General features: G+C 67.7%; 25 protein-coding genes. 18 read left to right on the plus strand and 7 right to left on the minus strand.

Going from position 1 to position 24,116, the window contains the following annotated elements:
* The first annotated feature begins 20 nt into the window (after nt 1-20).
* Nucleotides 21-1,643, plus strand: a complete 1,623-nt coding sequence (locus C1927_RS08320; RefSeq protein ID WP_079221413.1) for an FMN-binding glutamate synthase family protein — start codon at nt 21-23, stop codon at nt 1,641-1,643.
* 82 nt (nt 1,644-1,725) lie between these two features.
* The gene (locus tag C1927_RS08325) at nt 1,726-2,187 is read left to right on the plus strand and encodes a GNAT family N-acetyltransferase (protein ID WP_108746426.1); all 462 of its coding nucleotides are present in this window, start codon (nt 1,726-1,728) and stop codon (nt 2,185-2,187) included.
* Between the two features lie 34 nt (nt 2,188-2,221).
* Here the strand turns inward: C1927_RS08325 and C1927_RS08330 are convergent, their stop codons facing one another.
* Nucleotides 2,222-3,469 carry a TIGR03862 family flavoprotein gene (locus C1927_RS08330; RefSeq protein ID WP_108746427.1) on the minus strand — a complete coding sequence of 416 codons (1,248 nt, stop codon included), beginning with the start codon at nt 3,467-3,469 and terminating at the stop codon, nt 2,222-2,224.
* Nucleotides 3,456-3,890, minus strand: coding sequence for an FKBP-type peptidyl-prolyl cis-trans isomerase (locus tag C1927_RS08335; RefSeq protein WP_108746428.1), 435 nt, complete (start codon nt 3,888-3,890; stop codon nt 3,456-3,458). Before C1927_RS08335 ends, C1927_RS08330 begins: the two co-directional genes overlap by 14 nt.
* Nucleotides 3,891-3,959: 69 nt before the next feature.
* Between C1927_RS08335 and C1927_RS08340 the strand changes: the two genes are divergently transcribed.
* From C1927_RS08340 to C1927_RS08355, 4 genes are all read left to right on the plus strand, one after another.
* Nucleotides 3,960-4,325 (plus strand): DUF6164 family protein, encoded by a 366-nt coding sequence (locus C1927_RS08340; RefSeq protein WP_079221417.1) that lies wholly within the window; start codon nt 3,960-3,962, stop codon nt 4,323-4,325.
* Nucleotides 4,326-4,613: 288 nt separating this feature from the next.
* On the plus strand, nt 4,614-5,381 hold the full coding sequence (locus C1927_RS08345) for a sulfurtransferase (RefSeq protein ID WP_079221418.1): 768 nt from the start codon (nt 4,614-4,616) through the stop codon (nt 5,379-5,381).
* A gap of 216 nt (nt 5,382-5,597) precedes the next feature.
* On the plus strand, nt 5,598-6,593 hold the full coding sequence (locus tag C1927_RS08350) for an LLM class flavin-dependent oxidoreductase (RefSeq protein WP_108746429.1): 996 nt from the start codon (nt 5,598-5,600) through the stop codon (nt 6,591-6,593).
* Between the two features lie 69 nt (nt 6,594-6,662).
* Nucleotides 6,663-7,160, plus strand: a complete 498-nt coding sequence (locus tag C1927_RS08355; RefSeq protein ID WP_079221420.1) for a pyridoxamine 5'-phosphate oxidase family protein — start codon at nt 6,663-6,665, stop codon at nt 7,158-7,160.
* 133 nt (nt 7,161-7,293) lie between these two features.
* Here C1927_RS08355 and C1927_RS08360 read toward each other — a convergent pair whose 3' ends face one another.
* Both C1927_RS08360 and C1927_RS08365 read right to left on the minus strand, forming a co-directional pair.
* Nucleotides 7,294-7,965 (minus strand): exopolysaccharide biosynthesis protein, encoded by a 672-nt coding sequence (locus C1927_RS08360; RefSeq protein WP_108746430.1) that lies wholly within the window; start codon nt 7,963-7,965, stop codon nt 7,294-7,296.
* Nucleotides 7,949-9,253, minus strand: a complete 1,305-nt coding sequence (locus C1927_RS08365) for a hemolysin family protein (protein ID WP_079221422.1) — start codon at nt 9,251-9,253, stop codon at nt 7,949-7,951. Before C1927_RS08365 ends, C1927_RS08360 begins: the two co-directional genes overlap by 17 nt.
* A 292-nt stretch (nt 9,254-9,545) precedes the next feature.
* Between C1927_RS08365 and C1927_RS08370 the strand changes: the two genes are divergently transcribed.
* Together C1927_RS08370 and C1927_RS08375 are read left to right on the plus strand one after the other, a co-directional pair.
* Nucleotides 9,546-10,172, plus strand: a complete 627-nt coding sequence (locus C1927_RS08370; RefSeq protein WP_004152833.1) for a DUF47 family protein — start codon at nt 9,546-9,548, stop codon at nt 10,170-10,172.
* Between the two features lie 13 nt (nt 10,173-10,185).
* On the plus strand, nt 10,186-11,307 hold the full coding sequence (locus tag C1927_RS08375) for an inorganic phosphate transporter (protein WP_079221424.1): 1,122 nt from the start codon (nt 10,186-10,188) through the stop codon (nt 11,305-11,307).
* Between the two features lie 387 nt (nt 11,308-11,694).
* On the opposite strand, the gene C1927_RS08380 is transcribed toward C1927_RS08375, so the two are convergent.
* From C1927_RS08380 to parE, 3 genes are all read right to left on the minus strand, one after another.
* Nucleotides 11,695-13,191: a S10 family peptidase gene (locus C1927_RS08380; protein WP_079221425.1), complete on the minus strand. Its 1,497-nt coding sequence runs from the start codon at nt 13,189-13,191 to the stop codon at nt 11,695-11,697.
* A 109-nt stretch (nt 13,192-13,300) separates the two neighbouring features.
* The gene (locus C1927_RS08385; protein WP_079221426.1) at nt 13,301-13,879 is read right to left on the minus strand and encodes a GNAT family protein; all 579 of its coding nucleotides are present in this window, start codon (nt 13,877-13,879) and stop codon (nt 13,301-13,303) included.
* Between the two features lie 152 nt (nt 13,880-14,031).
* Entirely contained in the window at nt 14,032-15,921 is a 1,890-nt protein-coding gene (gene parE / locus C1927_RS08390; RefSeq protein WP_079221427.1) for a DNA topoisomerase IV subunit B, read from the minus strand.
* 158 nt (nt 15,922-16,079) lie between these two features.
* On the opposite strand from parE, the gene C1927_RS08395 reads away from it, so the two are divergent.
* The 10 genes from C1927_RS08395 (at nt 16,080) to truD (ending at nt 24,054) form a co-directional block, all read left to right on the plus strand.
* The gene (locus tag C1927_RS08395) at nt 16,080-16,316 is read left to right on the plus strand and encodes a hypothetical protein (protein ID WP_079221428.1); all 237 of its coding nucleotides are present in this window, start codon (nt 16,080-16,082) and stop codon (nt 16,314-16,316) included.
* A gap of 398 nt (nt 16,317-16,714) precedes the next feature.
* Nucleotides 16,715-18,379 carry a CTP synthase gene (locus C1927_RS08400; RefSeq protein WP_079221429.1) on the plus strand — a complete coding sequence of 555 codons (1,665 nt, stop codon included), beginning with the start codon at nt 16,715-16,717 and terminating at the stop codon, nt 18,377-18,379.
* 88 nt (nt 18,380-18,467) lie between these two features.
* Nucleotides 18,468-19,298, plus strand: coding sequence for a 3-deoxy-8-phosphooctulonate synthase (kdsA, locus tag C1927_RS08405; RefSeq protein WP_079221430.1), 831 nt, complete (start codon nt 18,468-18,470; stop codon nt 19,296-19,298).
* Entirely contained in the window at nt 19,295-19,651 is a 357-nt protein-coding gene (locus C1927_RS08410; RefSeq protein WP_152027065.1) for a hypothetical protein, read from the plus strand. Before kdsA ends, C1927_RS08410 begins: the two co-directional genes overlap by 4 nt.
* Before the next feature lie 121 nt (nt 19,652-19,772).
* Nucleotides 19,773-20,093 carry a hypothetical protein gene (locus tag C1927_RS08415; protein WP_254051560.1) on the plus strand — a complete coding sequence of 107 codons (321 nt, stop codon included), beginning with the start codon at nt 19,773-19,775 and terminating at the stop codon, nt 20,091-20,093.
* Nucleotides 20,094-20,151: 58 nt separating this feature from the next.
* Complete coding sequence (gene eno / locus C1927_RS08420) at nt 20,152-21,444, plus strand: phosphopyruvate hydratase (protein WP_108746431.1); 1,293 nt, start codon at nt 20,152-20,154, stop codon at nt 21,442-21,444.
* 4 nt (nt 21,445-21,448) lie between these two features.
* The gene (ftsB, locus tag C1927_RS08425) at nt 21,449-21,799 is read left to right on the plus strand and encodes a cell division protein FtsB (protein ID WP_108746432.1); all 351 of its coding nucleotides are present in this window, start codon (nt 21,449-21,451) and stop codon (nt 21,797-21,799) included.
* Nucleotides 21,796-22,494 carry a 2-C-methyl-D-erythritol 4-phosphate cytidylyltransferase gene (gene ispD / locus C1927_RS08430; protein WP_079221435.1) on the plus strand — a complete coding sequence of 233 codons (699 nt, stop codon included), beginning with the start codon at nt 21,796-21,798 and terminating at the stop codon, nt 22,492-22,494. The genes ftsB and ispD overlap by 4 nt, the downstream gene beginning before the upstream one ends.
* A gap of 34 nt (nt 22,495-22,528) precedes the next feature.
* The gene (gene ispF, locus C1927_RS08435) at nt 22,529-23,026 is read left to right on the plus strand and encodes a 2-C-methyl-D-erythritol 2,4-cyclodiphosphate synthase (RefSeq protein ID WP_079221436.1); all 498 of its coding nucleotides are present in this window, start codon (nt 22,529-22,531) and stop codon (nt 23,024-23,026) included.
* Nucleotides 23,023-24,054 (plus strand): tRNA pseudouridine(13) synthase TruD, encoded by a 1,032-nt coding sequence (gene truD, locus C1927_RS08440; RefSeq protein ID WP_108746433.1) that lies wholly within the window; start codon nt 23,023-23,025, stop codon nt 24,052-24,054. The genes ispF and truD overlap by 4 nt, the downstream gene beginning before the upstream one ends.
* Nucleotides 24,055-24,116: the final 62 nt, after the last annotated feature.

Here is a 24,116-nt window from a genome sequence, read left to right on the forward strand (position 1 = left end):
GGTTGCAACCGAGGAACGCCATGCACCGGTATATCGTCTACCTGCTCGCCATCCTGCTGTTTCCCCTGTGCCTGTGGCTGGCCACGATCTGGCCGGCCTGGTACTGGGGCGTCGGCCTGACCGCCGCGATGGTGGCGCTGGGCACCTGGGACCTGCTGCAGAAGCGCAGCACCCTGCGCCGCAACTATCCGGTGATGGCGCACTTCCGCTACGGCCTGGAATCGATCGGCCCGGAAATCCGCCAGTACTTCGTGCAGAGCGACCTGGAGGACGTGCCGTTCTCGCGGCAGCAGCGTGCGCTGATCTACCAGCGCTCCAAGAACGAAATGGACACGGTGCCCTTCGGCACCCTGCGCAGCACCTATGCGGTGGATTACGAGTGGATCAACCATTCGCTGGCACCCACCACCATCGCCGCGCATGATTTCCGCGTGCTGATCGGTCCCACCTGCGCCAAGCCCTATTCGGCCAGCGTGTTCAACATCTCGGCGATGAGCTTTGGTTCGCTGTCGGCCAACGCGATCCGCGCACTGAACGAGGGCGCGCGCCGCGGCGGCTTCTACCATGACACCGGCGAGGGCTCGATTTCGCCCTACCACCGCGAGATGGGCGGCGACCTGGTCTGGGAAATCGGCTCGGGCTACTTCGGCTGCCGCGACGAGAAGGGCGGTTTCAGCGAAGAACGCTTCATCGCCAATGCCACCCAGGATCAGGTCAGGATGATCGAGATCAAGCTGTCGCAGGGCGCCAAGCCCGGCCACGGCGGCGTGCTGCCGGCACCGAAGGTGACCGCCGAGATCTCTGCCACCCGCGGCGTGCCGATGGGCGTGGACTGCGTGTCGCCCTCGCGCCATTCGGCGTTCTCCACGCCGGTGGAGCTGCTGCAGTTCGTGGCCCGCCTGCGCGAGCTGTCCGGTGGCAAGCCGGTCGGCTTCAAGCTGGCCATCGGCCATCCGTGGGAATGGTTCGGCATCGCCAAGGCCATGCAGGAAACCGGCCTGCTGCCTGATTTCATCGTGGTCGATGGCGCCGAAGGTGGCACCGGCGCGGCCCCGGCCGAGTTCGTCGACCATGTGGGCGTGCCGATGCACGAGGCGTTGCTGCTGGTGCACAACACCCTGGTCGGCCTGGACCTGCGTGAGCGCATCCGCATCGGTGCGGCCGGCAAGATCACCAGCGCGTTTGAAATCGCCCGCACCATCGCGCTCGGTGCGGACTGGTGCAACGCCGGCCGCGGCTTCATGTTCGCCCTGGGCTGCATCCAGTCGTTGAGCTGCCACACCGACAAGTGCCCGACCGGCATCGCCACCCAGAACCCGGCGCGCTGGAAGCACCTGGATGCGCCGGACAAGGCCACGCGCGTGCACAGTTACCACGAGCACACGCTGCATGCGCTGAAGGAGCTGCTGTGCGCCGCCGGCCTCAACGACCCGGCCGAGCTTGGCCCGGAGCACATCCTGCGTCGCGTTTCGCCTGTCGAGATCCGTTCGCTGGCCTCGCTGTACCGCTATCTGGAACCGGGCGAACTGCTGCACAAAGTGCCGGACCACGCAGTGTTCCACTCGTTCTGGGCTGAAGCGCGCAGTGATTCGTTCCAGCCGCCGCCGCGCATCCAGGCGTTGCGCGCGAGCAAATCACGGTAACGGTTGTGTAGAGTCGAGCTTGCTCGACTGCTTCTCGATCAACAAAAGCAGTCGAGCAAGCTCGACTCTACGGAGATGCATCATGCAGTTCAGGACCGGCACGGCCGATGACGTAGCGAGGCTGTGGGCACTGCGCACGCGCTGCGTGCGCGAAACCTGCAGCAGCCATTACCCACCCGACGTGATTGCACCCTGGTCGGCCTCGCCGCCGCCGGCGCAGTACGCGCGCCTGCTGGCGCAGGGCGGCTGTGTGGTGGCCGAGGACAGCCAGGGCGGCCTGCTGGGTTTTGGCGTGTTCGATGCCGAAGGCAACGAGGTCGATGCGCTGTTCGTCGATCCGGACAGGGGCGGGCAGGGCATCGGCCAGGCGCTGATGCAGCGCTTGCTGGCGCTGGCCGACCCCGCGCGCGACGTGGTGCTGTCGGCATCGCTCAATGCGGTGCCGTTCTACCAGCGCCAGGGGTTCATCGCCGGAAACGAGGAGGCCTATCCACACCCCAGCGGCGTGGCCCTGGCCTCGGTGCGCATGCACCGGAAACTGTAGAGCCGAGCCCACGCTCGGCTCTACAAAACCCGGGTCAGCGCCCCGCCAGCCATTCGATGACGCCTTCGGCCGCGCGCAGGCCACTGGCATAGCACGCCGTCAGCAGGTAACCGCCGGTCGGCGCTTCCCAGTCCAGCATCTCGCCGGCACAGAACACGCCGGGCAGGGTGCGCACCATCAGGCCATCATCCAGCGCCTGCAGGCGCACGCCGCCGGCGGTGCTGATCACCTCGGCCATCGGCCGCGGGCGCTGCAGGCGCAAGGGCAAGCGCTTCAGCGTGGTTGCCACGGCCGGCAGATCGTTGCCGGCCTCCTTGCCCAGGAGCTCGAACACCAATGCGGCTTTCACCGCATCCAGCCCGGCCTGGCGGCGCAGGTGCTCGCCGAAGCTGCGGCCCTTGCGCGGGCGCGACAGGTCGGCCAGCAGGCGCGCTTCATCGCGGCCCGGCACCAGATCGAGCCACAGGGTGGCGTGGCCCTCGCGGTTGATGGTCTCGCGCAGGTCCGCGGCCAGGGCGTAGACCAGGCTGCCTTCGATGCCGTATTCGCTGGCCACGCATTCGCCCTGCAGCGACTGCGGTTGGCCCTGCAGGTCGATCCAGTGCGCAACCACCGCCTTCAGCGGTGCACCGGCATTGCGTTGGGCAAAGAACGGGGTCCAGTCCACGTCGAAGCCGCAGTTGGCCGATTGCAGCGGGGCGATGTCCACGCCGCGCGCCTGCAACGGCGCGACCCAGGCGCCATCGCTGCCCAGTTGCGGCCAGCTGCCGCCGCCCAGCGCCAGCACGGTGGCGTCGGCGTGCACGTCCAGCGGGCCGTCGGCGGTGCTGAAGCACAACGCGCCATCATCGCTCCAGCCCATCCAGCGGTGGTTGGCGTGCAGGCGCACGCCCTGATCCTTCAGCCGCCGTACCCAGCCGCGCAGCAGCGGCGCCGCCTTGCGGTCGACCGGGAACACGCGGCCGGAACTGCCCACATAGGTCTCCACGCCGAAGCCGGCCGCCCAGTCACGCAGCGCCTGCGCGTCGAAGCCGTCCAGCCAGCGGCCGACCGCGGCGGACTGCTCGCGGTAGCGGCTGTCGAACAACGGGCGCGGGTCGGAATGGGTCAGGTTGAGGCCGCCCTTGCCGGCAATCAGGAACTTGCGGCCGGGCGAGCCCTTGGCTTCGTACAGGTCCACGTCCAGCCCCGCCGCGCGCAGGCGCTCGGCGGCGAACAGGCCGGCCGGGCCGCCACCGATGACGGCGACCTGGCGCGGCGGTGCGGCATTACGGTTTGACATCGAGCAGCTCGACATCGAACACCAGCGAGGAACCGGCCGGGATCGGGCCGACGCCGCGGTCGCCATAGCCATAGGCCGGCGGGATCATCAGGGTGCGCTTGCCGCCCACCTTCATGCCGGCCACGCCTTCATCCCAGCCACGGATGACCTGGCCGGCGCCGAGGGTGAAGGTGAACGGTTCGCCGCGGCCGACCGAGCTGTCGAGGGTCTTGCCGTGCTTGCTTTCGGTGCGCTGGTCGTAGATCCAGCCGGTGTAGTGCACGCTCACCTTCTGCCCGGGCACGGCTTCGGCGCCGGTGCCAACCTGGGTATCGATGCGCTCGAAGGTAGCCAGGGTGCCACCCGGCGGCGGACCGGACGGTTCGCGGGCACAGCCGGCGGCGACAAGGGACAGCAGCAGGGGAAGCAGCAGGCGGCGCATCGGCGTCTCCGGGATGGGCGGTGTCGGGGGCGGCAAGGGTAGCGCATCAGCGCCGGGTATCATGGGGGCATGGCCAAACTCCTGCTCAATCTCCGCAACGTCGGTGACGACGAATACGCCGATGTATGCACGCTGCTGGACCAGCATGGCATCGCCTGGTACCGCACCGAACCCAGCCCGTGGGGCATTTCCAACGGCGGCCTGTGGCTGAGCGAGGACGGCGACCAGCCGCGGGCGAAGGCGCTGATGGCCGAGTACCAGGCGGCGCGCGGGGTGCGCGTGCGCGCCGAGCGTGAGCAGGCACTGCGCGAGGGCACGGCCGAGACGTTCGGCAGCCTGCTGCGGCGTCGTCCGGTGTTCGTGGTGCTGGTGTTGCTGGGCATGATCGTGGCGGCGGCGCTGGTGCTGCTGCCGTTCGTGCTGTTGCGGGGGTAGGGGCTTTCCTGCCGGGTTGCACCCGGCACCCGCCGAAGCAAGGTCAACGGCAACGTCAAAAGCCCAGCTCCAGTGGGAGGGCGGGGCGGTGTGGGCAGGCGGGGGACGGCAAAAGCTGCTCCTGCGTGCCTCGTAGAGCGCCATCCATGGCGCTCTGCGCCCCCGCCAGCCCACACCGCCCCGCCCCTGACAGGTTCTGGGTATCTGCCGGGGTCGGATCCCTCCGCCGTGCGGAGCGCTCTGACCCCTGAATCTGTCCATGCGGCCGACAGGCGCTAAAATGGCGGGATGATCGCCAATACCGCTGCCTACCACTTCGCCGTCATCGACGCCCCCCAGGCCCTGTGCGACCAGCTGCTGGCGCGCGCCGAGGCGGCGGAGCTGCGCGGAACCATCCTGGTGGCGGGCGAGGGCCTGAACCTGTTCCTGGCCGGGGCGCCGGAGGCGATCGAGGGTTTCTACGCCGCCCTGCATGCCGATGCGCGTTTTGCCGGCATGCGGGTCAAGACCAGCATCAGCGAGCACCAGCCGTTCGCGCGCCTGAAGGCGAAGGTGAAGGACGAGATCATCAGCTTCCGCCGCGATGACGGCCAGCCGCTGGAGTACCCGCGGGCGCCGGCCGTGGACCCGGCCACCGTGCAGCGCTGGCTGCGCCAGGGCCACGATGATGCAGGCAAGCCGGTGGTGATGCTCGACACCCGCAACCTGCAGGAAGTGGAGTACGGCACGTTCAAGGACGCGCTGGTGCTGCCCATCCACAAATTCACCGATCTGCCGGAGGCCCTGGCGCCACACCGCGAGGCGCTGAAGGACAGCACCGTGGTCAGCTTCTGCACCGGTGGCATCCGCTGCGAGAAGGCCGCCCTGTGGATGCTCAACGACGGCATGGACAACGTGCTGCAGCTTGACGGCGGCATCCTTGGTTACTTCGAGGAGGTCGGCGGCGAGGGCTACGAGGGCCGCTGTTTCGTGTTCGATGAGCGCGTGGCGCTGGATGCCGCGCTGCAGCCGATGGTGGACGAGCCGCTGGCCGAGCCGCGCCCGAGCGCGTTCTGATCGCGCTTCGGCTGACCGCGCTTCGGTAGAGCCGGCCGCTGGCCGGCTGCGGAGGCTCTCTGGCTGCCGGCCAGCGGCCGGCACTACCAGCCCTGCTTGGCGCGGCCCGGCGGGCCCTGGACCCATCCCGCAGGAATCAGCATCCTGCCACCGTCACTGGCCGTGGCCCCGTCCCGACCCCATGCATGGGGACATCCTGTGACGGAAATACGCCTGATGATCCCGTTGTCGATCCTCGACCTGGCCCCGGTCTGCGAGGGCAGCGATACCACCGCCGCCTTCGCCAACATGCTGGAACTGGCCCAGCACGCCGATGCGCTGGGCTACCGCCGCTACTGGCTGGCCGAACACCACAACATGCCCGGCATCGCCAGCGCGGCCACCGCCGTGCTGATCGGCCACGTGGCCGGCGGCACGAAGCGCATCCGCGTCGGCTCCGGCGGCATCATGCTGCCCAACCACGCGCCGCTGCAGGTGGCCGAGCAGTTCGGCACGCTGGCCTCGCTGTACCCCGACCGCATCGACCTGGGCCTGGGCCGTGCACCCGGCACCGACCAGCCCACTGCGCGCGCCCTGCGCCGCTACTTCGACAGCGCCGACCAGTTCCCGCAGGACGTGCGCGAGCTGCTGCATTACTTTGAACCGGTGCAGCCCGGCCAGGCCGTGCAGGCCGTGCCCGGTGGTGGCCTGCGGGTGCCGACCTGGATCCTCGGTTCCAGTCTGTTCGGTGCGCGCATGGCCGCCTCGATGGGCCTGCCGTATGCCTTTGCCTCGCATTTCGCGCCCGACTCGATGGACGAAGCGCTGGCGGTCTATCGCCGCGAATTCCGCCCCTCGGCCACGCTCAAGCAGCCGCACGCGATGCTGGCGTTGAATGTCGTGGCCAGTGACAGTGAGGCCGAATCGCGCCGCTTGTTCACCAGCCAGCAGCAGAGCTTCGTCAACCTGCGCCGCGGCCGCCCGGGCAGGATCCCGGCGCCGATCGACGATATCGAAACCTTCTGGGAACCGCACGAGAAGCTGGGCGTGGAACGCGCGTTGGCCTGCACCGTGCTGGGCGATCCGCAGCAGGTGGCCGAGGGCATCGCCGCGTTCGTTGATCGCCACACGCCCGACGAACTGATGCTGACCGCCAACCTGTACGACCACCGCGCGCGCCTGCGCTCGTTCGAGCTGGCCATGCAGGCCTGGCATGCCCGCCACGCAGGCTGAACATCTGCATCACGGCGCATTGCACCCGCGCCGGGTCTGATGGAGGCTCCTCATTCCGGAGCCCCCACCATGGCCGATACCCGCGCCGAACACATTGCCCAGCTGGCCGAACTGATCAAGGACGTGGAGGTGGCGATGTTCACCACCGTCGGCGTCGATGGCCGCCTGTACAGCCGCCCGCTGGGCACCCAGCAGGTCGCCTTCGATGGCGACCTCTGGTTCGCCACCGCCGCCGACAGCCCGAAGGTGGCCGAGATCGCGCTCAATCCCCGGGTCAACGTGGCCTATGCCTCGGCGTCGAAGAACACCTACGTGTCGGTGGCCGGGCGCGCGCGCATCGTCGATGACCGGGCGAAGATCGAGGAGCTGTGGTCGCCGCCGATGAAGTTGTTCTTCCCGGGCGGCAAGGATGACCCGAACCTGCGGCTGATCCACGTGCGCGCCGATTCGGCCGAATACTGGGATGGCCCCGGCACGCTGCTGGGCAAGGCGCTGAGCTTCGTGCTGTCGGCGGTGCAGGACGAACCGGCGCAGCTGGGCGACAACGGGTTCATCGACCTGCGGTGAGGGTCTCATCCACGCCGTGCGTGGACTGTAGTGCCGGCCGCTGGCCGGGCATTGCGGCATTCCTGGCAGCCGGCCAGCGGCCGGCTCTACCGGGGCGATGAAGTAGATCCACGCCATGCGTGGATGGCAGTACTCAGAACCAGCGCTGGAACAGCTCCACCGTATAGCCCACCAGCTGCCCCGAACTGAAGCCGAAGAAGGCGATGGCCACCACGCCGGCAATCCAGTTGAACAGCATCAGCGCGCCATCGCGTTCCAGCAGCGCCAGTGCGAACAGCAGCAGCTGGAAGCCGAACAGGAAGTTGGTGAACGGGATCGGCAGCGACAGCAGCACGCCCAGCAGGACCAGCAGCAGGCCGGTGAATGCATGCGCCGGCAGCGGAACCAGCAGTTGCGGCATGCGCGGCGAGAGCATGCGGTCCAGCCGCCGCAGCGGCCGGTCGATGCGGTCCAGGAAGGTGTGCATGGTCCCGCGCTTCGGCCCACGCCGGGCGATGAAGCCCGGCAGCCAGGGCTTGCGGCGGCAGAACAGCATCTGCAGGCCGATCAGAACCACCAGCGGCCCGCTGACCGCGCCGCCCATGCCCGGGATCGGGATGAAGGAGGGCAGGATGGCCACGAACAGGAACACGCCGAAGGCGCTCTGCTGCAGGTCCTTGAGAATCTGCCCGAGGGGCATGTGCTCGGCCGGGTCACCGGAAGCGAACATCGCCAGCAGGGTACGGATGCCCTCGTTGCGGTAGATCGGGCGCTGCTCGCTCGATCCGTCATCCGGCACGTGGTTCGGATCAGGCGGTGAGCTCATCGGCCTGCTCGTCGGACAGGGTGCGCAGCAGCAGCTTGTCCACGCGCGCACCGTCCAGATCGACCACCTCGAAGCGCCAGCCGGCCCAGTCGAAATACTCGCCCGCATGCGGGATGCGGCCGAAGTAGTGGATGCACATGCCGGCCAGCGTGTAGTAGTCGCCGTCCTCGGCATCGGGCAGCTCGTTGCTGCCGATCAGCTCGCGCAGGTCCTCGATCGGCAGCGAGCCGTCCACCAGCAGCGAGCCGTCCTCGCGGGTCACCACCAGGGCGTCCTCGTCGGCGTTTTCCACCGCCTGCAGGCGGCCGACCACTGCCCCCATCAGGTCGCTGATGGTCACCAGGCCCTGGATCTCGCCGTACTCGTCCACCACCAGCGCCATCGACTGCTGTTCCTCGCGGAAGATCTCCAGCAGCTTCATCGCGTGGGTGGATTCGGAAACGTACAGCGGCTCGCGCAGGGTCTGGAACAGCGCGTTGTCACCGCGCGCCATGCGCGTGGCCAGTGATTTCAGCTCCAGGATGCCGACCACGTCCATGTCGTTGTCGCGCAGGACCGGGTACCGCGAGAACTCGTGCTCGGCCATGATTTCCAGGTTGCGCTCCAGGCCGGCCTGGGTGTCGAGCCAGGCGATCCGGTTGCGCGGGGTCATCAGGCTGTCGGCGGTACGGTCGCCCAGGCGCATGACGCGGTTCATCATGTCGCGCTCGTGGGTATCGATCACGCCGGCCTCGTGGCTCTCGGCCACCAGCATGCGGATCTCTTCTTCGGTCACCTGGGCGGCTTCGTCCTGGCCCAGGCCCATCACCTTCAGCATCAGCTGGGTGGTCTTGGACAGCAGCCAGACGAAGGGCAGGGCCAGCTTGGCCAGCCAGCTCATCGGCATGGCCACCAGGCCGGCGATGGCTTCCGACCGGGTCAGCGCCAGGCGCTTGGGCACCAGCTCGCCGAAGATCAGGGTGATGAAGGTGATCAGGCTGACGGCCAGCACGGTGCCGATCTTGCCGGCATAGGCGAAGCCGGGCATCAGCCCCTCGATCCATCCGCCGAAGGCTTCGCCCAGCGCTTCACCGCCCAGATAGCCGGTCAGGACGCCGATGACGGTGATGCCGATCTGCACGGTGGACAGGAAGCTTTCCGGCTTCTCGGAGAGCTCCAGCGCCTTGGCGGCGCGCTTGGAGGTGGCGGCCATCTGCTTCAGGCGGCTCTTGCGCGAGGTCATGACCGACATCTCAGACATGGCGAAGAAGCCGTTCAGCAGAACAAGCGCGAAAACAATCAGGATCATTTCAAACACGGGCGTCGTCCCCGGTTGGTGGCAGGGAGGGCGGGTGCTTGCAGTGGCGGCAGGCGCTCAGGAACAGGGTCCGGCGCGGCGCAGGGGGGTAAGGGTCGTCGTCCATAAGGTGCGCCCGGGGGCGCGCTGGCATCTTAGCAAACGGCCATGGCTGGGTGGCAACTGCCTGTTCAGGTTGAGGGTTTCCACCCCCTTGTCGGGGGCGGGGATACCCGGAATGGTCATCTAGCCGTCATAATTCGTCCTGGTGCCGTCCTTCCCGCGACGGCTGACAGGTTTCTCAATGTTCTCTCTGCAGACCATTTTCGGTTCCGGCAAACAGTTCTACACCCTGCTTGATGAGGCTGCCGTCGCGGCTTCCGACGCCGCCAAGGCGCTGCATTCGATGCTGCGCGAGGCCGACCGCCAGCCCGCGCTGGACGCCTTCAAGCTCGCCCGCCTGCGCGAGCGCGCCGCCTCTGACAAGATCAGCCAGGCGCTGGTGGACAGCTTCATGACCCCGATCGAGCGCGAGGACATCGAAGCGCTGGGTTCGGCGCTGTACAAGATCCCGAAGCAGATCGAGAAGTTCGCCGATCGCTATTCGCTGGCCACGACCCACCTGGAGCACATCGACTTCGCGCCGCGCGCGGCGATGCTGGAACAGGCTGCCGGCGTGGTGGTGGAGATGGTGGCCGACCTGCGCCACATGAACCTGGACCGGATGACCGCGCTCAACGAGAAGCTGCGTTCGCTGGAAAACGAGGCTGACCGCCTGATGCTCGAGCTGTACCGCGACATCTATTCGGGCCGCCTGGACAACCTGCAGATGTTCCTGCTGAAGGAATTCTTCGAGATCCTGGAAAAGGCCATCGACCGCTGCCGCGAGGCCGGCGTGGTGGCGTACCAGATCGTGTTGAAGAACAGCTGACGGACGCCGCCGCATGTTGACCCTTGTCCTGGTGGTGATCCTGGCCGCGCTCGTCTTCGAGTTCATCAACGGCTTCCACGACACCGCCAATTCCATTGCCACCGTGGTGGCGACCAAGGTGCTCTCGCCCGGCTGGGCGGTGATGCTGGCCGCGGTCATGAACCTGATCGGCGCGCTGACCGGCACCGCGGTCGCGCTGACCATCGCCTCCGGCCTGCTCAACACCAACGTCGTGGAGGTCACCCCGCAGGTGATCCTGTGCGCGCTGCTGGGCGGCATCATCTGGAACCTGATCACGTGGTGGAAGGGCCTGCCGTCCTCCTCCTCGCACGCCCTGATCGGCGGCCTGTGCGGCGCCGGCCTGGCCGCGGCCCACAACAACTGGGATGCGCTGATCTGGTCCGAGCGCCTGGGCAGCTGGGCGCAGAACAAGGGCCTGCTGTGGAAGGTGTTCGTGCCGATGATCACCTCGCCGATCGCCGGTTTCCTGCTCGGCATCGTGGTGATGGTGCTGCTGTGGGGCCTGATCGCCGGCCTGGCCAAGATCGGTGGTGCCATCGGCCGCCTGGCCCGCCCGCGCATCGTCAACGCGTTCTTCGGCAAGGCCCAGATCGCCTCGGCGGCCTACATGGGCTTTGCCCACGGCCACAACGATGCGCAGAAGACCATGGGCATCATTGCCATGACGCTGATCGGTGCCGAAGCCACCGGTGCGTTGAACGACCTGCCGTCGTGGCTGGCCTTCATGCACCCGGACGCGCACGCCGGTGACGGCATCGCGATGTGGATCGTGCTGACCTGCGCGGTGGTGATGGCTGCCGGTACCGCCTCGGGCGGCTGGAAGATCATCAAGACGCTGGGCCACAAGATGGTCAAGCTGCACCCGATCCACGGCTTCGCTGCGGAGACCAGCTCGGCCACCATCCTGACCATGGCCGCCCACTTCGGCATGCCGGTCTCGACCACCCACAGCATCTCCACCGCCATCATGGGCGTCGGCTTCGCCAAGAATCCGCGTTCGCTGAAGTTCGGCGTGATCGAGCGCATTGTCTGGGCCTGGATCCTCACGATCCCCGCCGCCGGCGGCTGCGCGTACCTGATCCTGAAGCTGTTCGAGCTGTTCGGCTGGACCTGAGGCCAGCGGCCCGATAAACGAAAAAGCCCGCCGGATTCCGGCGGGCTTTTTTCATGGGCAAGGGATTCTTCCGTACCCATCGTGTCGACCAAGGTCGACACCTACCAGAGCAGAACCAGGGACGAATGCCGTGCCGACCAACGGTCGGCACCCACCACCAGCCAGCGCCCGGAAACTGTCAGTGGCGGGGTGGGGTGGGTATGCAGGACCGTTGGCGCCATGGATGGCGCCATCGAGCCCCCATGGATGGGTTTACGGCGTGTCCTGCATACCCACCCCACCTCGCCAACCCACGGAATGCCAGCTCTTGCCGTTGCCGTTGCCGCTGCAGTTGCAGTTGATCCACGGCGAGTGCCGGGCCGCAGGCCCGGCCACCACCACCACCCCTCAGTTACGCTGGAACAGCGCCTGCACATCCCTGCGGAACGCCGCCTGGCTGTCCGCGCGGCTGTAGAACATGTGCCCGCCCGGATAGCTGCGCACCTGCACCCGGTCCGGGTTGCTGCCCATCGCCGGCATCTGGTCCACCGTGAGGATCGAACCCATGAACGGACACGACAGGTCGTTCCAGCCATGCACGATCAGCACCTGCAGGTGCGGATCGATCGCCACCGCCTGGCGCAGCTGGGTCACCGCCCCCTGGCGCAGCTCGCCACCGCGGTCCCACAGCCGGTTCACGTCGTAGTTCAGCGCCTGGTAGCGCGCATCGACCTTCCAGCCGACCACGCGCGTCACGAAGTCGACCATCGCCGTGGTGGTCGGCGCGATGATGCTGTCCAACAGGGGATCATTGGCGCGCTGTTCCGGATCGTTCGGGAACGGGTCGAACGCGGTCACGTTGGAGTCGTAGCGACTGCCCAGCGTGCCCTTGTCGCGGAACACCTCGCGCAGGTAAGCCTGGGTTTCCAGGCGGCCACCGGCGCGGCGCACGAACTGCGGGTCCAGCCCGGTCAGCTCGGTCACCCGGCGCAGCATCGCCTCGGTCGCCTGCGGATCGCTGCGGCCCTTCATCAGCGCGGTGGCGTAGTCACCGCGCGTGTATTCCACCACCTCGCGCATTGCGGCATCGGTCAGCTTGCCCTGGCGCTCCAGGTGCGCCGCCGCGATGGACGGCAACGTCTGCATCCACGCCATCGGCGAAACATCGGCGTTGTCTTCCAGGGTCGGGCTCAGGTACGGCGATACCAGCACCAGGCCGTTCATCGCCACGCCCAGGCGCGTCTGCAGGTAATGGGTGATGCGCGGGCCACGGTAGCCGCCGTAGCTTTCGCCGGTCAGGTACTTGCGCGCGCCCATGCGCTGGTTGCGCAGCAGCCAGTCGTAGATCGAACGTGACAGGTACTCGATGTCGGCGCTGGGGTTGTACAGCTGCTTCTTCGCTTCATCATCGCTGATGCGCGCGCGGCTGAAACCCGTGCCGACCGGATCGATGAACACCAGGTCGGTGAAATCCAGCCAGGTGCCAGGGTTGTCGTGCAGGGTGGCCGGTGCCGAGGCACTGTCGCCTTCCGAGCCGAAGGTGACCACCTTGGGCCCGATCGCGCCCATGTTGAGGTAGACCGACGATGCGCCGGGGCCGCCATTGAGAGCGAAGGTCACCGGGCGGTCCTTGCCGGGCATCGTGTAGGCGGTGAACACCACATCGGCGATCACCTTGCCCTTCTCGTCGCGCACCGGCAGGGTGCCGACGGTGGCGGTGTAGTCGAGGGTGCGGCCGGCCAGGCGCATGCTCTGGCGGGCGGAGGCATCGGCCGGCAGCGCGGGCGCTTCGGTCTTTTCCTCCTTGGTGTCGGGCTTGGATTCGGCGGCCGATGCGGTGAAGGCGCAGGCAGGGGCAACGAGCAGGCCGGCGCAGAGCGCGGCGATGTGCAGCAGGGACTTCATGGCACCAGGACGATAGCGGAAGAGGATCCCGATGCTAGGCCGCCGCCCGGCGCACCGTATGTGTCCAAAGGCATGGCCGCCGGTGCTGGCCCGTTGCGGCCAGATTCGGTCAAGCGGGCAGGGCGTTTCGCGCGTTGTCGTCGGCCAGCAGACCGTACACGGCCGAATCGGACAACTCGCCCTGGATGCGCCAGCGCTGGCGCAGCACGCCTTCCAGGTGGAAGCCCAGGCGATCAAGCACGTGTGCGGAGGGCTGGTTGCGCGGGTCGATCTCCGCTTCCACACGATGCAGGCCCAGCGTGTCGAACAGATAGGCAAGCAGGTGCTGCAGCGCTTCGTGCATGTAGCCCTGGCCCTGCTTGCCGGGGGCCAGCAGGTAGCCGATCTCGGCGCGTGCGGCGTCACGGTCCAGTGCGAACACCACGCAGATGCCCAGCAACGGGCCTTCCAGCGATTCGCGCACGGCCAGCTTGAGCTGGGTGCCGGTGGTGTGCGCGGCGAGGTCGTCGTCGATCTGCGCGCGGGCTTCGGTCGGTCGCGTCCACGCCGGATGATTCCAGAAGCGCATCACGTCCGGGTCGGACTGCAGGGCGAACAGGGCGGCCGCATCGTCACGGCGGATCGGGCTCAGGACCAGGCGCGCGCTGTGCAACGGCAGTCCCGGGAACAGCAGCGAATGGCTGGCCAATACGAGGGTCCACGCAGAGAGATGCGCATTATGGCGCCGCTGGGTTTGCCGATGGGGGCGTGATGTCCGGGGGGGGGCATCAACCGGTAGTGCCGGCCGCTGGCCGGCAACCTCGACTGCCGGCCAGCGGCCGGCACTACCAGAGGATGGCGTCAGGCTTCCAGGGAAGCCAGGTCGCCCTTGCTCTCCAGCCAGCCCTTGCGGTCAGACGCACGCTTCTTGGCCAGCAGCATGTCCATCAGCGAACGGGTCTGCTCGCCGTCATCCACCGTCAGCTGCACCAGGCGGCGCGTATCGGGGTGGATGGTTGACTCGCGCAGCTGCGGCGGATTCATCTCGCCCAGGCCCTTGAAGCGGGTGACATTGACGGCGCCCTTGATCTTCTCGCGTTCGATCTTGTCCAGGATCGAGCGCTTCTCTTCCTCGTCCAGGGCGTAGAACACCTGCTTGCCCACGTCGACGCGGAACAGCGGCGGCATCGCCACGAACACATGGCCGGCATCGACCAGCGCCGGGAAGTGCTTCAGGAACAGCGCGGTCAGCAGGGTGGCGATGTGCAGGCCGTCCGAGTCCGCGTCGGCGAGGATGACCACCTTGCCGTAGCGCAGGCCGGCGATGTCTTCCTTGCCCGGGTCGCAGCCGATGGCCACGGCGAGGTTGTGCACTTCTTCGGAGGCCAGCACGCTGTTGGACGACACTTCCCAGGTGTTGAGGATCTTGCCGCGCAGCGGCAGGATCGCCTGGAAGTCCTTGTCGCGCGCCTGCTTGGCGCTGCCGCCTGCCGAGTCACCTTCCACCAGGAACAGTTCGGTGCGCGACAGGTCCTGGCTGATGCAGTCGGCCAGCTTGCCGGGCAGGGCCGGGCCCTGGGTGACCTTCTTGCGGACGACCAGCTTCTCGGTCTTCAGGCGCGCGCTGGCGCGTTCGATGGCGATCTGCGCGATCTTCTCGCCCAGCTCCACGTTCTGGTTCAGCAGCAGGCTGAAGGCGTCGTGCGCGGCGCCTTCGACGAAACCGGCGGCCTGGCGCGAGGACAGGCGTTCCTTGGTCTGGCCGCTGAACTGCGGGTCGGTCATCTTCAGCGACAGCACGAACGACACGCGGTCCCACACGTCTTCCGGGGCCAGCTTTACGCCGCGCGGCAGCAGGTTGCGGAAGTCGCAGAACTCGCGCAGCGCCTCGGTCAGGCCGGTACGCAGGCCGTTGGCGTGGGTGCCGTGCTGGGCGGTGGGAATCAGGTTGACGTAGCTTTCCTGGACCAGCTCGCCTTCCGGCAGCCAGGCCACGGCCCAGTCAACGATCTCGGTATCCTTCTTCAGGTTTCCGACGAACAGATCGGCCGGCAGCGACTCGCGGTCGCCCAGCTCCATCTTCAGGTAGTCGCGCAGGCCGTCTTCGTAGTACCAGGTGTCGACTTCGCCGGTGGCTTCGTCGGTCAGCTTCACGGTCAGGCCCGGGCACAGCACGGCCTTGGCGCGCAGCAGGTGCTTGAGCGCGCGCACGGCGAACTTGGGCGTATCGAAGTACTTCGGGTCCGGCCAGAAGCGCAGCCGCGTACCGGTGTTCTTCTTGCCGACCGTGCCGACCACTTCCAGCGGCGAGGCGCGGTCGCCATCGCGGAAGGTGATGCGATGCTCGGCACCGTCGCGCTTGATGTGGATCTCGACCAGGGTGGACAGCGCGTTGACCACGCTGACGCCGACGCCGTGCAGGCCGCCGGAGAAGGTGTAGTTGTTGTTGTTGAACTTGCCGCCCGCGTGCAGGCGGGTCAGGATCAGCTCGACGCCCGGAATCTTCTCTTCCGGATGGATGTCGACCGGCATGCCGCGGCCGTCATCGCTGACTTCCACGCTGCCGTCCTTGTACAGGGTGATCTCGATCGAGCGGGCGTGGCCGGCGAGGGCCTCGTCCACCGAGTTGTCGATCACTTCCTGCGCCAGGTGGTTCGGGCGCGCGGTGTCGGTGTACATGCCAGGACGGCGCTTGACCGGGTCAAGGCCGGACAGGACTTCAATATCGGCGGCGTTATAGCGTGCGTTCATCTATCTTCAAAGCGCGGAGCGACGCGCAAGTGTGCGGTGTGGACGGGGAATTTGCACGCCTGCGGTTCAGCCTCGGCGCCGGGGAGGGGGTAAAATGACAGCCGCTGGAATCTGAACGCCGGCGCCCCCATGTCCAAGCCATACGCGAGGAGGACTCCATGAAGAAGTTGCTGACCATTGCGATCCTGGCCGCTGCCGCCGTTGCAGTGCCGCTGGTGATGGCGCAGAACGCAGGCCAGACGGCCCCGCAGCAGGGCGACCAGGCCGACAAGGCCGCGCAGTCCGAAGCGGATGCCAAGGCCAAGCGCCGCGCCCAGGCCAATGCCGAAATGAAGGCCAAGGGCCAGCCGGTCCCGCAGCAGGAAGAAGAGGAAGAGGCGCGGAAGAAGAAGTAAGGCTTCCGCCGCCAAGGCCGCTGCCGCAAGGCGCTGGCCCCTGAACGCCCCGCACTGCGGGGCGTTTTCTTTTGCCGATGACGCTATCTGCCCCTTGGGTTGGCGGCCATCTATCTGTAAACTATGGCTTTCCGGGAGTAGTGCGTGTCCACCATTTGCGAATGGGCTGGACCGGCCATGCGTGGCCTCCAGCAATGCGGGTCGCAGGTGACGGTCGAATTGACCGGCACGGCCGCCCCGACCTCGCACGATGGTCCCCGTCCGGCGCCTGCCGCCGACCGGTCCCGCGCCTCCCTCGCTGCCCCAGCGAACCGGAAAACCCCCTTTCTGCTCCACGCCCGCCCCTCGGGCAGGCGTGGCGCTGCCGTTTTCCATTTCCAGACAGGATGCTTGCAGCCATGACTCCCTTGATTTTCGTAACCGGCGGCGTGGTGTCCTCGCTCGGCAAAGGTATTGCCGCTGCGTCACTGGCCGCCATCCTCGAAGCGCGTGGCCTGAAGGTCACGATGATGAAGCTCGACCCGTACATCAACGTCGACCCGGGCACCATGAGCCCGTTCCAGCACGGTGAGGTCTACGTCACCGACGACGGCGCCGAGACCGACCTCGACCTGGGCCACTACGAGCGCTTCGTGCGTACCCGCCTGAGCCGCAAGAACTCGGTCACCACCGGCCGCATCTACGAGAACGTCATCCGCAAGGAGCGCCGCGGCGACTACCTGGGCGCGACCGTGCAGGTCATCCCGCACATCACCGATGAGATCCGCCGCTGCATCGACGAAGCCACCGAAGGCTACGACGTGGCCCTGGTCGAGATCGGCGGCACCGTGGGCGACATCGAGTCGCTGCCGTTCCTGGAAGCGATCCGCCAGGTGCGCACCGAGCGCGGCCCGGAGAAGGCGCTGTTCATGCACCTCACCCTGGTGCCGTACATCGGCGCTGCCGGTGAGCTGAAGACCAAGCCGACCCAGCACTCGGTGAAGGAACTGCGCTCGATCGGCATCCAGCCGGACGTGCTGCTGTGCCGTTCCGAGCAGGCTGTGCCGGATTCGGAGCGCCGCAAGATCGCCCAGTTCACCAACGTCTCCGAACGCGCCGTCATCAGCGTGCCGGACGTGGACGTGCTGTACCGCATCCCGTCGGGCCTGCATGCGCAGGGCCTGGACGAGATCGTGGTCAACCAGCTGAAGCTGGCCGACAAGGTCGGGCCGGTTGACCTGTCGATGTGGGAGGACGCGGTCGACGCGACCCTGCACCCGCTGGACGAAGTGACCATCGCCGTGGTCGGCAAGTACGTCGACCATCAGGACGCGTACAAGTCGGTCGGCGAAGCCCTCAAGCACGGCGGCCTGCGCCAGCGCACCAAGGTCAACCTGAAGTGGCTGGAAGCGCAGGACCTGGAAGGTACCGACATGGCCGCGCTGGCCGACGTCGACGGCATCCTGGTGCCGGGCGGCTTCGGTGACCGCGGTTTCGAGGGCAAGGTGCTGACCTCGCAGTTCGCCCGCCAGAACAGCGTGCCGTACTTCGGCATCTGCTACGGCATGCAGGCGGCGGTGGTGGACTACGCGCGCCACGTGCTGGGCCTGGAAAACGCCAACAGCACCGAGAACGACCGCCAGTCGCCGGACCCGGTGATCGGCCTGATCACCGAATGGCGCACCGCCACCGGCGATGTCGAAAAGCGCGATGACAAGAGCGACCTCGGCGGCACCATGCGCCTGGGCCTGCAGGAACAGCGCCTGAAGCCGGGCACGCTGGCCCGCGAGCTGTACGGCAAGGACGTGGTCTCCGAGCGTCACCGCCACCGCTACGAGTTCAACAACCGCTACCGCACCCAGCTGGAAGATGCCGGCCTGGTGATCTCGGGCAAGTCGATGGACGACACCCTGGTGGAAGTGGTCGAGCTGCCGCGTGACGCGCACCCGTGGTTCCTGGCCTGCCAGGCGCACCCGGAATTCCTGTCCACCCCGCGCGATGGCCATCCGCTGTTCATCGGCTTCATCCGTGCCGCGCGCGAGCGCAAGGCCGGTGGCGCGCTGCTGGCCGAAGCCCGCGCCTGACTTGTGAAGGGGGGCTTCGGCCCCCATCCTGCATGCTTCAACCCCAGCGCGCCGGCCCTGCCGGCGTAGCGGACAACAAGGAAACGCCATGAAACTGTGTGGATTCGAGGTCGGGCTGGACCAGCCCCTGTTCCTGATCGCCGGCCCCTGCGTGATCGAGTCGATGCAGCTGCAGCTCGATACCGCCGGCAAGCTGAAGGAGATCACCGACCGCCTCGGCGTCAACTTCATCTTCAAGTCGAGCTTCGACAAGGCCAACCGTACCTCGGGCACCGCTTTCCGCGGCCCGGGCATGGAAGAAGGCCTGAAGGTGCTGGCCGAAGTGAAGAAGCAGATCGGCGTGCCGGTGCTGACCGACGTGCATGAATACACCCCGATGGACGAAGTGGCCTCGGTGGTGGACGTGCTGCAGACGCCGGCGTTCCTGGTCCGCCAGACCGACTTCATCCGCAAGGTGTGTGCGGCCGGCAAGCCGGTCAACATCAAGAAGGGCCAGTTCCTGGCGCCGTGGGACATGAAGCCGGTCGTCGAGAAGGCCAAGTCCACCGGCAACGAGCAGATCATGGTCTGCGAGCGTGGCGCCAGCTTCGGCTACAACAACCTGGTCAGCGACATGCGTTCGCTGGCGGTGATGCGTGACACCGGGTGCCCGGTGGTGTTCGACGCCACCCATTCTGTGCAGCTGCCGGGCGGGCAGGGCACCAGTTCCGGCGGCCAGCGCGAACACGTGCCGGTGCTGGCGCGTGCCGCGGTGGCGGTGGGCATCTCCGGCCTGTTCGCCGAGACCCACCCGGATCCGTCCAAGGCCCTGTCCGATGGCCCCAATGCGTGGCCGCTGGACCAGATGGAAGCCCTGCTCGAGACCCTGATGGAGCTCGACGCGGTGACCAAGAAGCACGGCTTCTCGCGCTTCGCGTGAGTCTTGACCCGTGGGCGGCGCTGGAAGCCCAGCGTCGCCGGCGGCATTGGCGCAGCTGGCCGTGGGGCTGGATGGCGCTGGCGCTGTGCGTGCTGGCGTGGGTCGCGTTCGGTTACATGGTGCTGCTGGGCGCTGCCGGTACCCGCATGCCCGGCGATGGTGCGGCCCCGCACTGGCAGGCCACGATGTTCAAGGTTTCCCTTGCCGCGGCCGCCGTGCTGTATGCGGCGAGCCTTGCAAGCACGGTGCTGGGCTGGCGCCTGCAGCGCGCACGCGGTGCCGCTGGGCTGGCCGCGCTGCTGCTGGCCGTGCCGTCGGCGCTGCTGGCCTGGGCCATCCTTGCCCAGCTGTGATGGTTCACCTGCGGGCATTGGCCCCCTTCATGCAGTACCCATTCATACGATGAACCCGACATCTTCCGCGCGCGTGCCGCGCCGACCGTGGCCCTGGGGCGCGTGCGCGCTTGGCCTTGCCGTGCTTGCCTGGGCCGCCCTCGCCGCCGGGGTGGTGGTGTTCCTGTCTGCGATCGGCATGCCGGGGGATGGCAGCCATGCGCTGGCCTCCAAGCAGTGGATCCTGATGCTGGCGGTGGCCGTGCTTGCGCTGTCCGCGCTCGGCAGTGGGGTGGCCTCGGTGCTGGCCTGGCGCACGAAGCGTGGCCGTGGCCCGGCTGCGGTGGCGGCACTGCTGCTGGCGCTGCTGGGCCTGCTGATTGCGGTGCCGCTGCTGGTGCAGGGCGCGGATCCGGTCGTGGCCGACGACACCATTTGGCAAGCGACGGGCAGCCGGGGATAATCACGCGGCATTTCACATTTGTCGCATTCCCTCCTCCAGACAGGTAACCGGTCCGCTCATGAGTACGATCCGCAGCATCCACGCCCGTGAAATCCTCGACAGCCGTGGCAACCCCACGCTGGAAGCCGAAGTCATCCTGGAGGACGGTTCGTTCGGTCGCGCCGCGGTTCCCTCCGGCGCCTCGACCGGTACCAAGGAAGCGGTCGAGCTGCGTGACGGCGACAAGTCCCGTTACCTGGGCAAGGGCGTGCGCAAGGCCGTCGAGAACGTCAACGGCGCCATCGCCAATGCACTGAAGGGCTTCGAAGCCGTCGACCAGGCTGGCCTGGACCGTCGCCTGATCGACCTGGATGGCACCGAGAACAAGGGCCGCCTGGGCGCCAACGCGCTGCTGGCGGTGTCGATGGCGGCCGCGCATGCCGCCGCTGCGTCCAGCAAGCAGGCCCTGTGGCAGTACCTGGCCACCAAGACCGGTGCGACCCCGTCGCTGCCGGTGCCGATGATGAACATCATCAACGGCGGCGCCCACGCCGACAACAACGTCGACTTCCAGGAATTCATGGTGCTGCCGGTGGGCTTCACCTCGTTCTCCGAAGCGCTGCGCGCCGGTACCGAAATCTTCCATTCGCTGAAGTCCGTGCTGAAGAGCCACGGCCTGAGCACCGCCGTGGGCGACGAAGGCGGCTTCGCGCCGGACTTCCGCAGCAACGTCGAAGCGCTGGACACCATCCTGGAAGCCATCGGCAAGGCCGGCTACACCGCCGGTGAAGACGTGCTGCTGGGCCTGGACGTGGCCTCCAGCGAGTTCTTCGAGAACGGCAAGTACAACCTGGTGGGCGAGAACAAGCGCCTGACCTCCGAGCAGTTCGTCGACTTCCTGGCCGACTGGGCCGCGCAGTACCCGATCATCACGATCGAAGACGGCCTGGCCGAGAACGACTGGGCCGGCTGGAAGCTGCTGACCGACCGCATCGGCAAGAAGGTGCAGCTGGTGGGCGACGACCTGTTCGTCACCAACCCGAAGATCTTCCAGGAAGGCATCGACTCGGGCACCGCCAACGCGATCCTGATCAAGGTCAACCAGATCGGTACCCTCAGCGAAACCCTGGAAGCGATCGCCATGGCCGACCGTGCCGGCTACGCCGCCGTGGTCTCGCACCGCTCGGGCGAAACCGAAGACACCACCATCGCCGACATCTCGGTGGCCACCACCGCCACCCAGATCAAGACCGGCTCGCTGTGCCGCAGCGATCGCGTGGCCAAGTACAACCAGCTGCTGCGCATCGAGGAAGCCCTCGGCGCCAGCGCGCGTTACGCCGGTCGTGACGCGTTCGTGTCGCTGAAGCGCTGAGCCCATGCGCGACTGGCGCTGGCTGCTGTTGCTGCTGGCCCTGCTGCTGGCATGGCTGCAGTACCGTTTCTGGTTCGGCCCGGGCAATTCGGGTGAAGTGATGATGCTCGAAGCCCAGGTCGCCAACCAGGAGCGGGACAATGAAGGTCTGCAGCAGCGCAACGATGCGCTGGCTGCCGAAGTGAAGGACCTCAAGGAAGGCCAGGCCGCCATCGAAGAACGCGCGCGCAGCGAGCTGGGCATGATCAAGCCCGGCGAGAAGTTCTACCGCGTGGTGGAGGATGCGCCGGTTCGCCCGGCGCAGGCTGCACCGGTCTCGGCGCAGGTCGGCGACCATCCGGCGGACGTGCCGTGAGCGCGGCCATCTGGGCGGTCGTTCCGGCCGCCGGGCGGGGTACCCGTTTCGGCGCGCCGTTGCCCAAGCAGTACCTGCAGGCGGGCGGGCAGATCCTGCTCGCCCACACCCTGGATGCACTGCTGGCGCACCCGGCCGTGGCCGGGGCGATGGTGGTGATCGGCCAGGACGATGCCGATTGGCCGGGCTGGACCGAGTGGTCCGGCAAGCCGGTGCTGACCTGCATCGGCGGCGCCACCCGGGCCGCTTCGGTGCTGGCGGGACTGCAGGCCCTGCCCGACAGTGTGCGCGCCGACGAGTTCGTGCTGGTGCACGATGCCGCGCGGCCCAACCTGTCGCTGGCCGATCTGGGCCGCCTGCTGGAAGTGGGGCGTGCCGACCCGGTCGGCGCGATTCTCGCCGCGCCCGTGCGCGACACCCTCAAGCGGGCCGGTGACGATGGTGGCATTGATGGCACCGAGCCGCGCGAGCGCCTCTGGCGTGCGTTGACCCCGCAGCTGTTCCGCCGCCACCAGCTGGTCCGCGCGCTGGCCGGTGCGGCCGCCAGCGGCGTCGAGGTCACCGACGAAGCCATGGCCATGGAGCGCCAGGGCCAGCGACCGCTGCTGGTGGAAGGCAGCGAGGACAATTTCAAGGTCACCACCCCGGCCGACCTCGACCGTTTCGAATTCGTACTTTCCCGCCGCGCCGGCTGATCGCCCGCGCGGCCCTGCTGCAAGGGTTGCATCCATGAGCACAGCTCCGTTCCCGCCCGTCCGTATCGGCCAGGGCTACGACGTCCATGCCTTCGGTGAAGGCGACCACATCATGCTGGGCGGCATCCGCGTGGCGCACAGCTGCGGCGTGCTGGCCCACAGCGATGGCGACGTCATCCTGCACGCGCTGTGCGATGCCATGCTCGGTGCGATCGCGCTGGGCGACATCGGCCAGCATTTCCCGCCCAGCGACGACCGCTGGAAGGGTGCGGACAGCAGTGATTTCGTCCGCCATTGCGACAGTCTGCTGCGCGAGCGTGGCTGGCGCGTCGGCAATACCGACATCACGGTCATCTGCGAGCGGCCCAAGGTCGGCCCGCATGCGCTGGCCATGCGTGAACGCATCGGCGGCCTGCTGCAGTTGCCGCTGGACGCGGTCAGCGTCAAGGCCACCACCTCGGAGAAGCTCGGCTTCACCGGCCGTGGCGAAGGCATTGCCGCGCAGGCCGTCGTCCTGCTGGTGGCGGCATGATTCCGTTGCCGCTGGCCTTTGGTGCGCCGCTGCTGAGCGCGCGCATCCGCACCACGCCGGACGACTTCCAGGTGGACGAACTGCCGTCCTTCGAGGCCACCGGCGAAGGTGAGCACCTGCTGCTGCACATCCGCAAGCGCGGCGCCAACACGGTGCACGTGGCCAAGGTGCTGGCGAAGTGGGCGGGCCTGCCGGAGATGGCGGTCAGCTATGCGGGCATGAAGGACCGCAACGCGGTCACCACCCAGCGCTTCAGCGTGCACCTGCCCAAGCGCGTCGCCCCGGACCTGGCCAGCCTGGCCAGCGACGAGATCGAAGTGCTCGAGGCCACCTGGCACAACCGCAAGCTGCAGCGCGGGGCGCTGGCCGGCAACCGCTTCAAGCTGGTGCTGCGCGACGTGCAGGGCGACGCCGCGGCCATCGATGAGCGCCTGCAGCAGATTGCCGCGCGTGGCCTGCCGAACTGGTTCGGCGAGCAGCGTTTTGGTCGCGACGGTGGCAATGTTCCGGCCGCGCTGGCGATGTTCGGTGGCCGGCGCATGCGCCAGGACCAGCGTTCGCTGCTGCTGTCGGCGGCCCGCTCGGCCCTCTTCAACCGCGTGCTGGCCGCGCGCGTGGAGCAGGGCAGCTGGGACCAGCCGCTGGACGGCGAAGTGTGGATGCTCGATGGCAGCCGCAGCGTGTTCGGCCCGGAGCCGTACACCGATGTGCTGGCCGAGCGCCTGGCGCGGTTCGACATCCACCCCAGCGCACCGCTGTGGGGCGAGGGTGAGCTGCGCAGCACCGAGGCTGCCCGCACGCTGGAACTGGCCGCGCTGGACGATGAGGAGTCGCAGGCCCTGCGTGCCGGCCTGGAAGGCGCCCGCCTGAAGCAGGAGCGTCGCGCGCTGCGCCTGCGTCCTGCCCTGCTGCAGCACCAGTGGCTGGCCGATGACGTGCTGGAGCTGTCGTTTGCGTTGCCGCCGGGCTGCTATGCCACCGCGGTGCTGCACGAACTGGGCCCGGTGGAAGACGCCTCGCAGGGCTGATCGCGGGGCGGGGTCGGGATATCCACGCATGGCGTGGATCTACTGGCATCGCATGGAACCAC

It is taken from the genome of Stenotrophomonas sp. ZAC14D1_NAIMI4_1, from assembly GCF_003086775.1.
Classification (GTDB): Bacteria; Pseudomonadota; Gammaproteobacteria; order Xanthomonadales; family Xanthomonadaceae; genus Stenotrophomonas.

Coding starts and splice junctions, on each gene's coding strand:
- C1927_RS08350 (WP_108746429.1), top strand. CDS start 5,598: ATGATCCCGTTGTCGATCCTCGACCTGGCCCCGGTCTGCGAGGGCAGC.
- C1927_RS08365 (WP_079221422.1), bottom strand. CDS start 9,253: ATGATCCTGATTGTTTTCGCGCTTGTTCTGCTGAACGGCTTCTTCGCC.
- C1927_RS08380 (WP_079221425.1), bottom strand. CDS start 13,191: ATGAAGTCCCTGCTGCACATCGCCGCGCTCTGCGCCGGCCTGCTCGTT.
- C1927_RS08330 (WP_108746427.1), bottom strand. CDS start 3,469: ATGTCAAACCGTAATGCCGCACCGCCGCGCCAGGTCGCCGTCATCGGT.
- truD (WP_108746433.1), top strand. CDS start 23,023: ATGATTCCGTTGCCGCTGGCCTTTGGTGCGCCGCTGCTGAGCGCGCGC.
- C1927_RS08345 (WP_079221418.1), top strand. CDS start 4,614: ATGATCGCCAATACCGCTGCCTACCACTTCGCCGTCATCGACGCCCCC.
- ftsB (WP_108746432.1), top strand. CDS start 21,449: ATGCGCGACTGGCGCTGGCTGCTGTTGCTGCTGGCCCTGCTGCTGGCA.
- C1927_RS08355 (WP_079221420.1), top strand. CDS start 6,663: ATGGCCGATACCCGCGCCGAACACATTGCCCAGCTGGCCGAACTGATC.
- C1927_RS08340 (WP_079221417.1), top strand. CDS start 3,960: ATGGCCAAACTCCTGCTCAATCTCCGCAACGTCGGTGACGACGAATAC.
- C1927_RS08325 (WP_108746426.1), top strand. CDS start 1,726: ATGCAGTTCAGGACCGGCACGGCCGATGACGTAGCGAGGCTGTGGGCA.
- C1927_RS08320 (WP_079221413.1), top strand. CDS start 21: ATGCACCGGTATATCGTCTACCTGCTCGCCATCCTGCTGTTTCCCCTG.
- parE (WP_079221427.1), bottom strand. CDS start 15,921: ATGAACGCACGCTATAACGCCGCCGATATTGAAGTCCTGTCCGGCCTT.
- C1927_RS08370 (WP_004152833.1), top strand. CDS start 9,546: ATGTTCTCTCTGCAGACCATTTTCGGTTCCGGCAAACAGTTCTACACC.
- C1927_RS08395 (WP_079221428.1), top strand. CDS start 16,080: ATGAAGAAGTTGCTGACCATTGCGATCCTGGCCGCTGCCGCCGTTGCA.
- C1927_RS08400 (WP_079221429.1), top strand. CDS start 16,715: ATGACTCCCTTGATTTTCGTAACCGGCGGCGTGGTGTCCTCGCTCGGC.
- kdsA (WP_079221430.1), top strand. CDS start 18,468: ATGAAACTGTGTGGATTCGAGGTCGGGCTGGACCAGCCCCTGTTCCTG.
- eno (WP_108746431.1), top strand. CDS start 20,152: ATGAGTACGATCCGCAGCATCCACGCCCGTGAAATCCTCGACAGCCGT.
- C1927_RS08360 (WP_108746430.1), bottom strand. CDS start 7,965: ATGAGCTCACCGCCTGATCCGAACCACGTGCCGGATGACGGATCGAGC.
- ispF (WP_079221436.1), top strand. CDS start 22,529: ATGAGCACAGCTCCGTTCCCGCCCGTCCGTATCGGCCAGGGCTACGAC.
- C1927_RS08375 (WP_079221424.1), top strand. CDS start 10,186: ATGTTGACCCTTGTCCTGGTGGTGATCCTGGCCGCGCTCGTCTTCGAG.
- C1927_RS08335 (WP_108746428.1), bottom strand. CDS start 3,890: ATGCGCCGCCTGCTGCTTCCCCTGCTGCTGTCCCTTGTCGCCGCCGGC.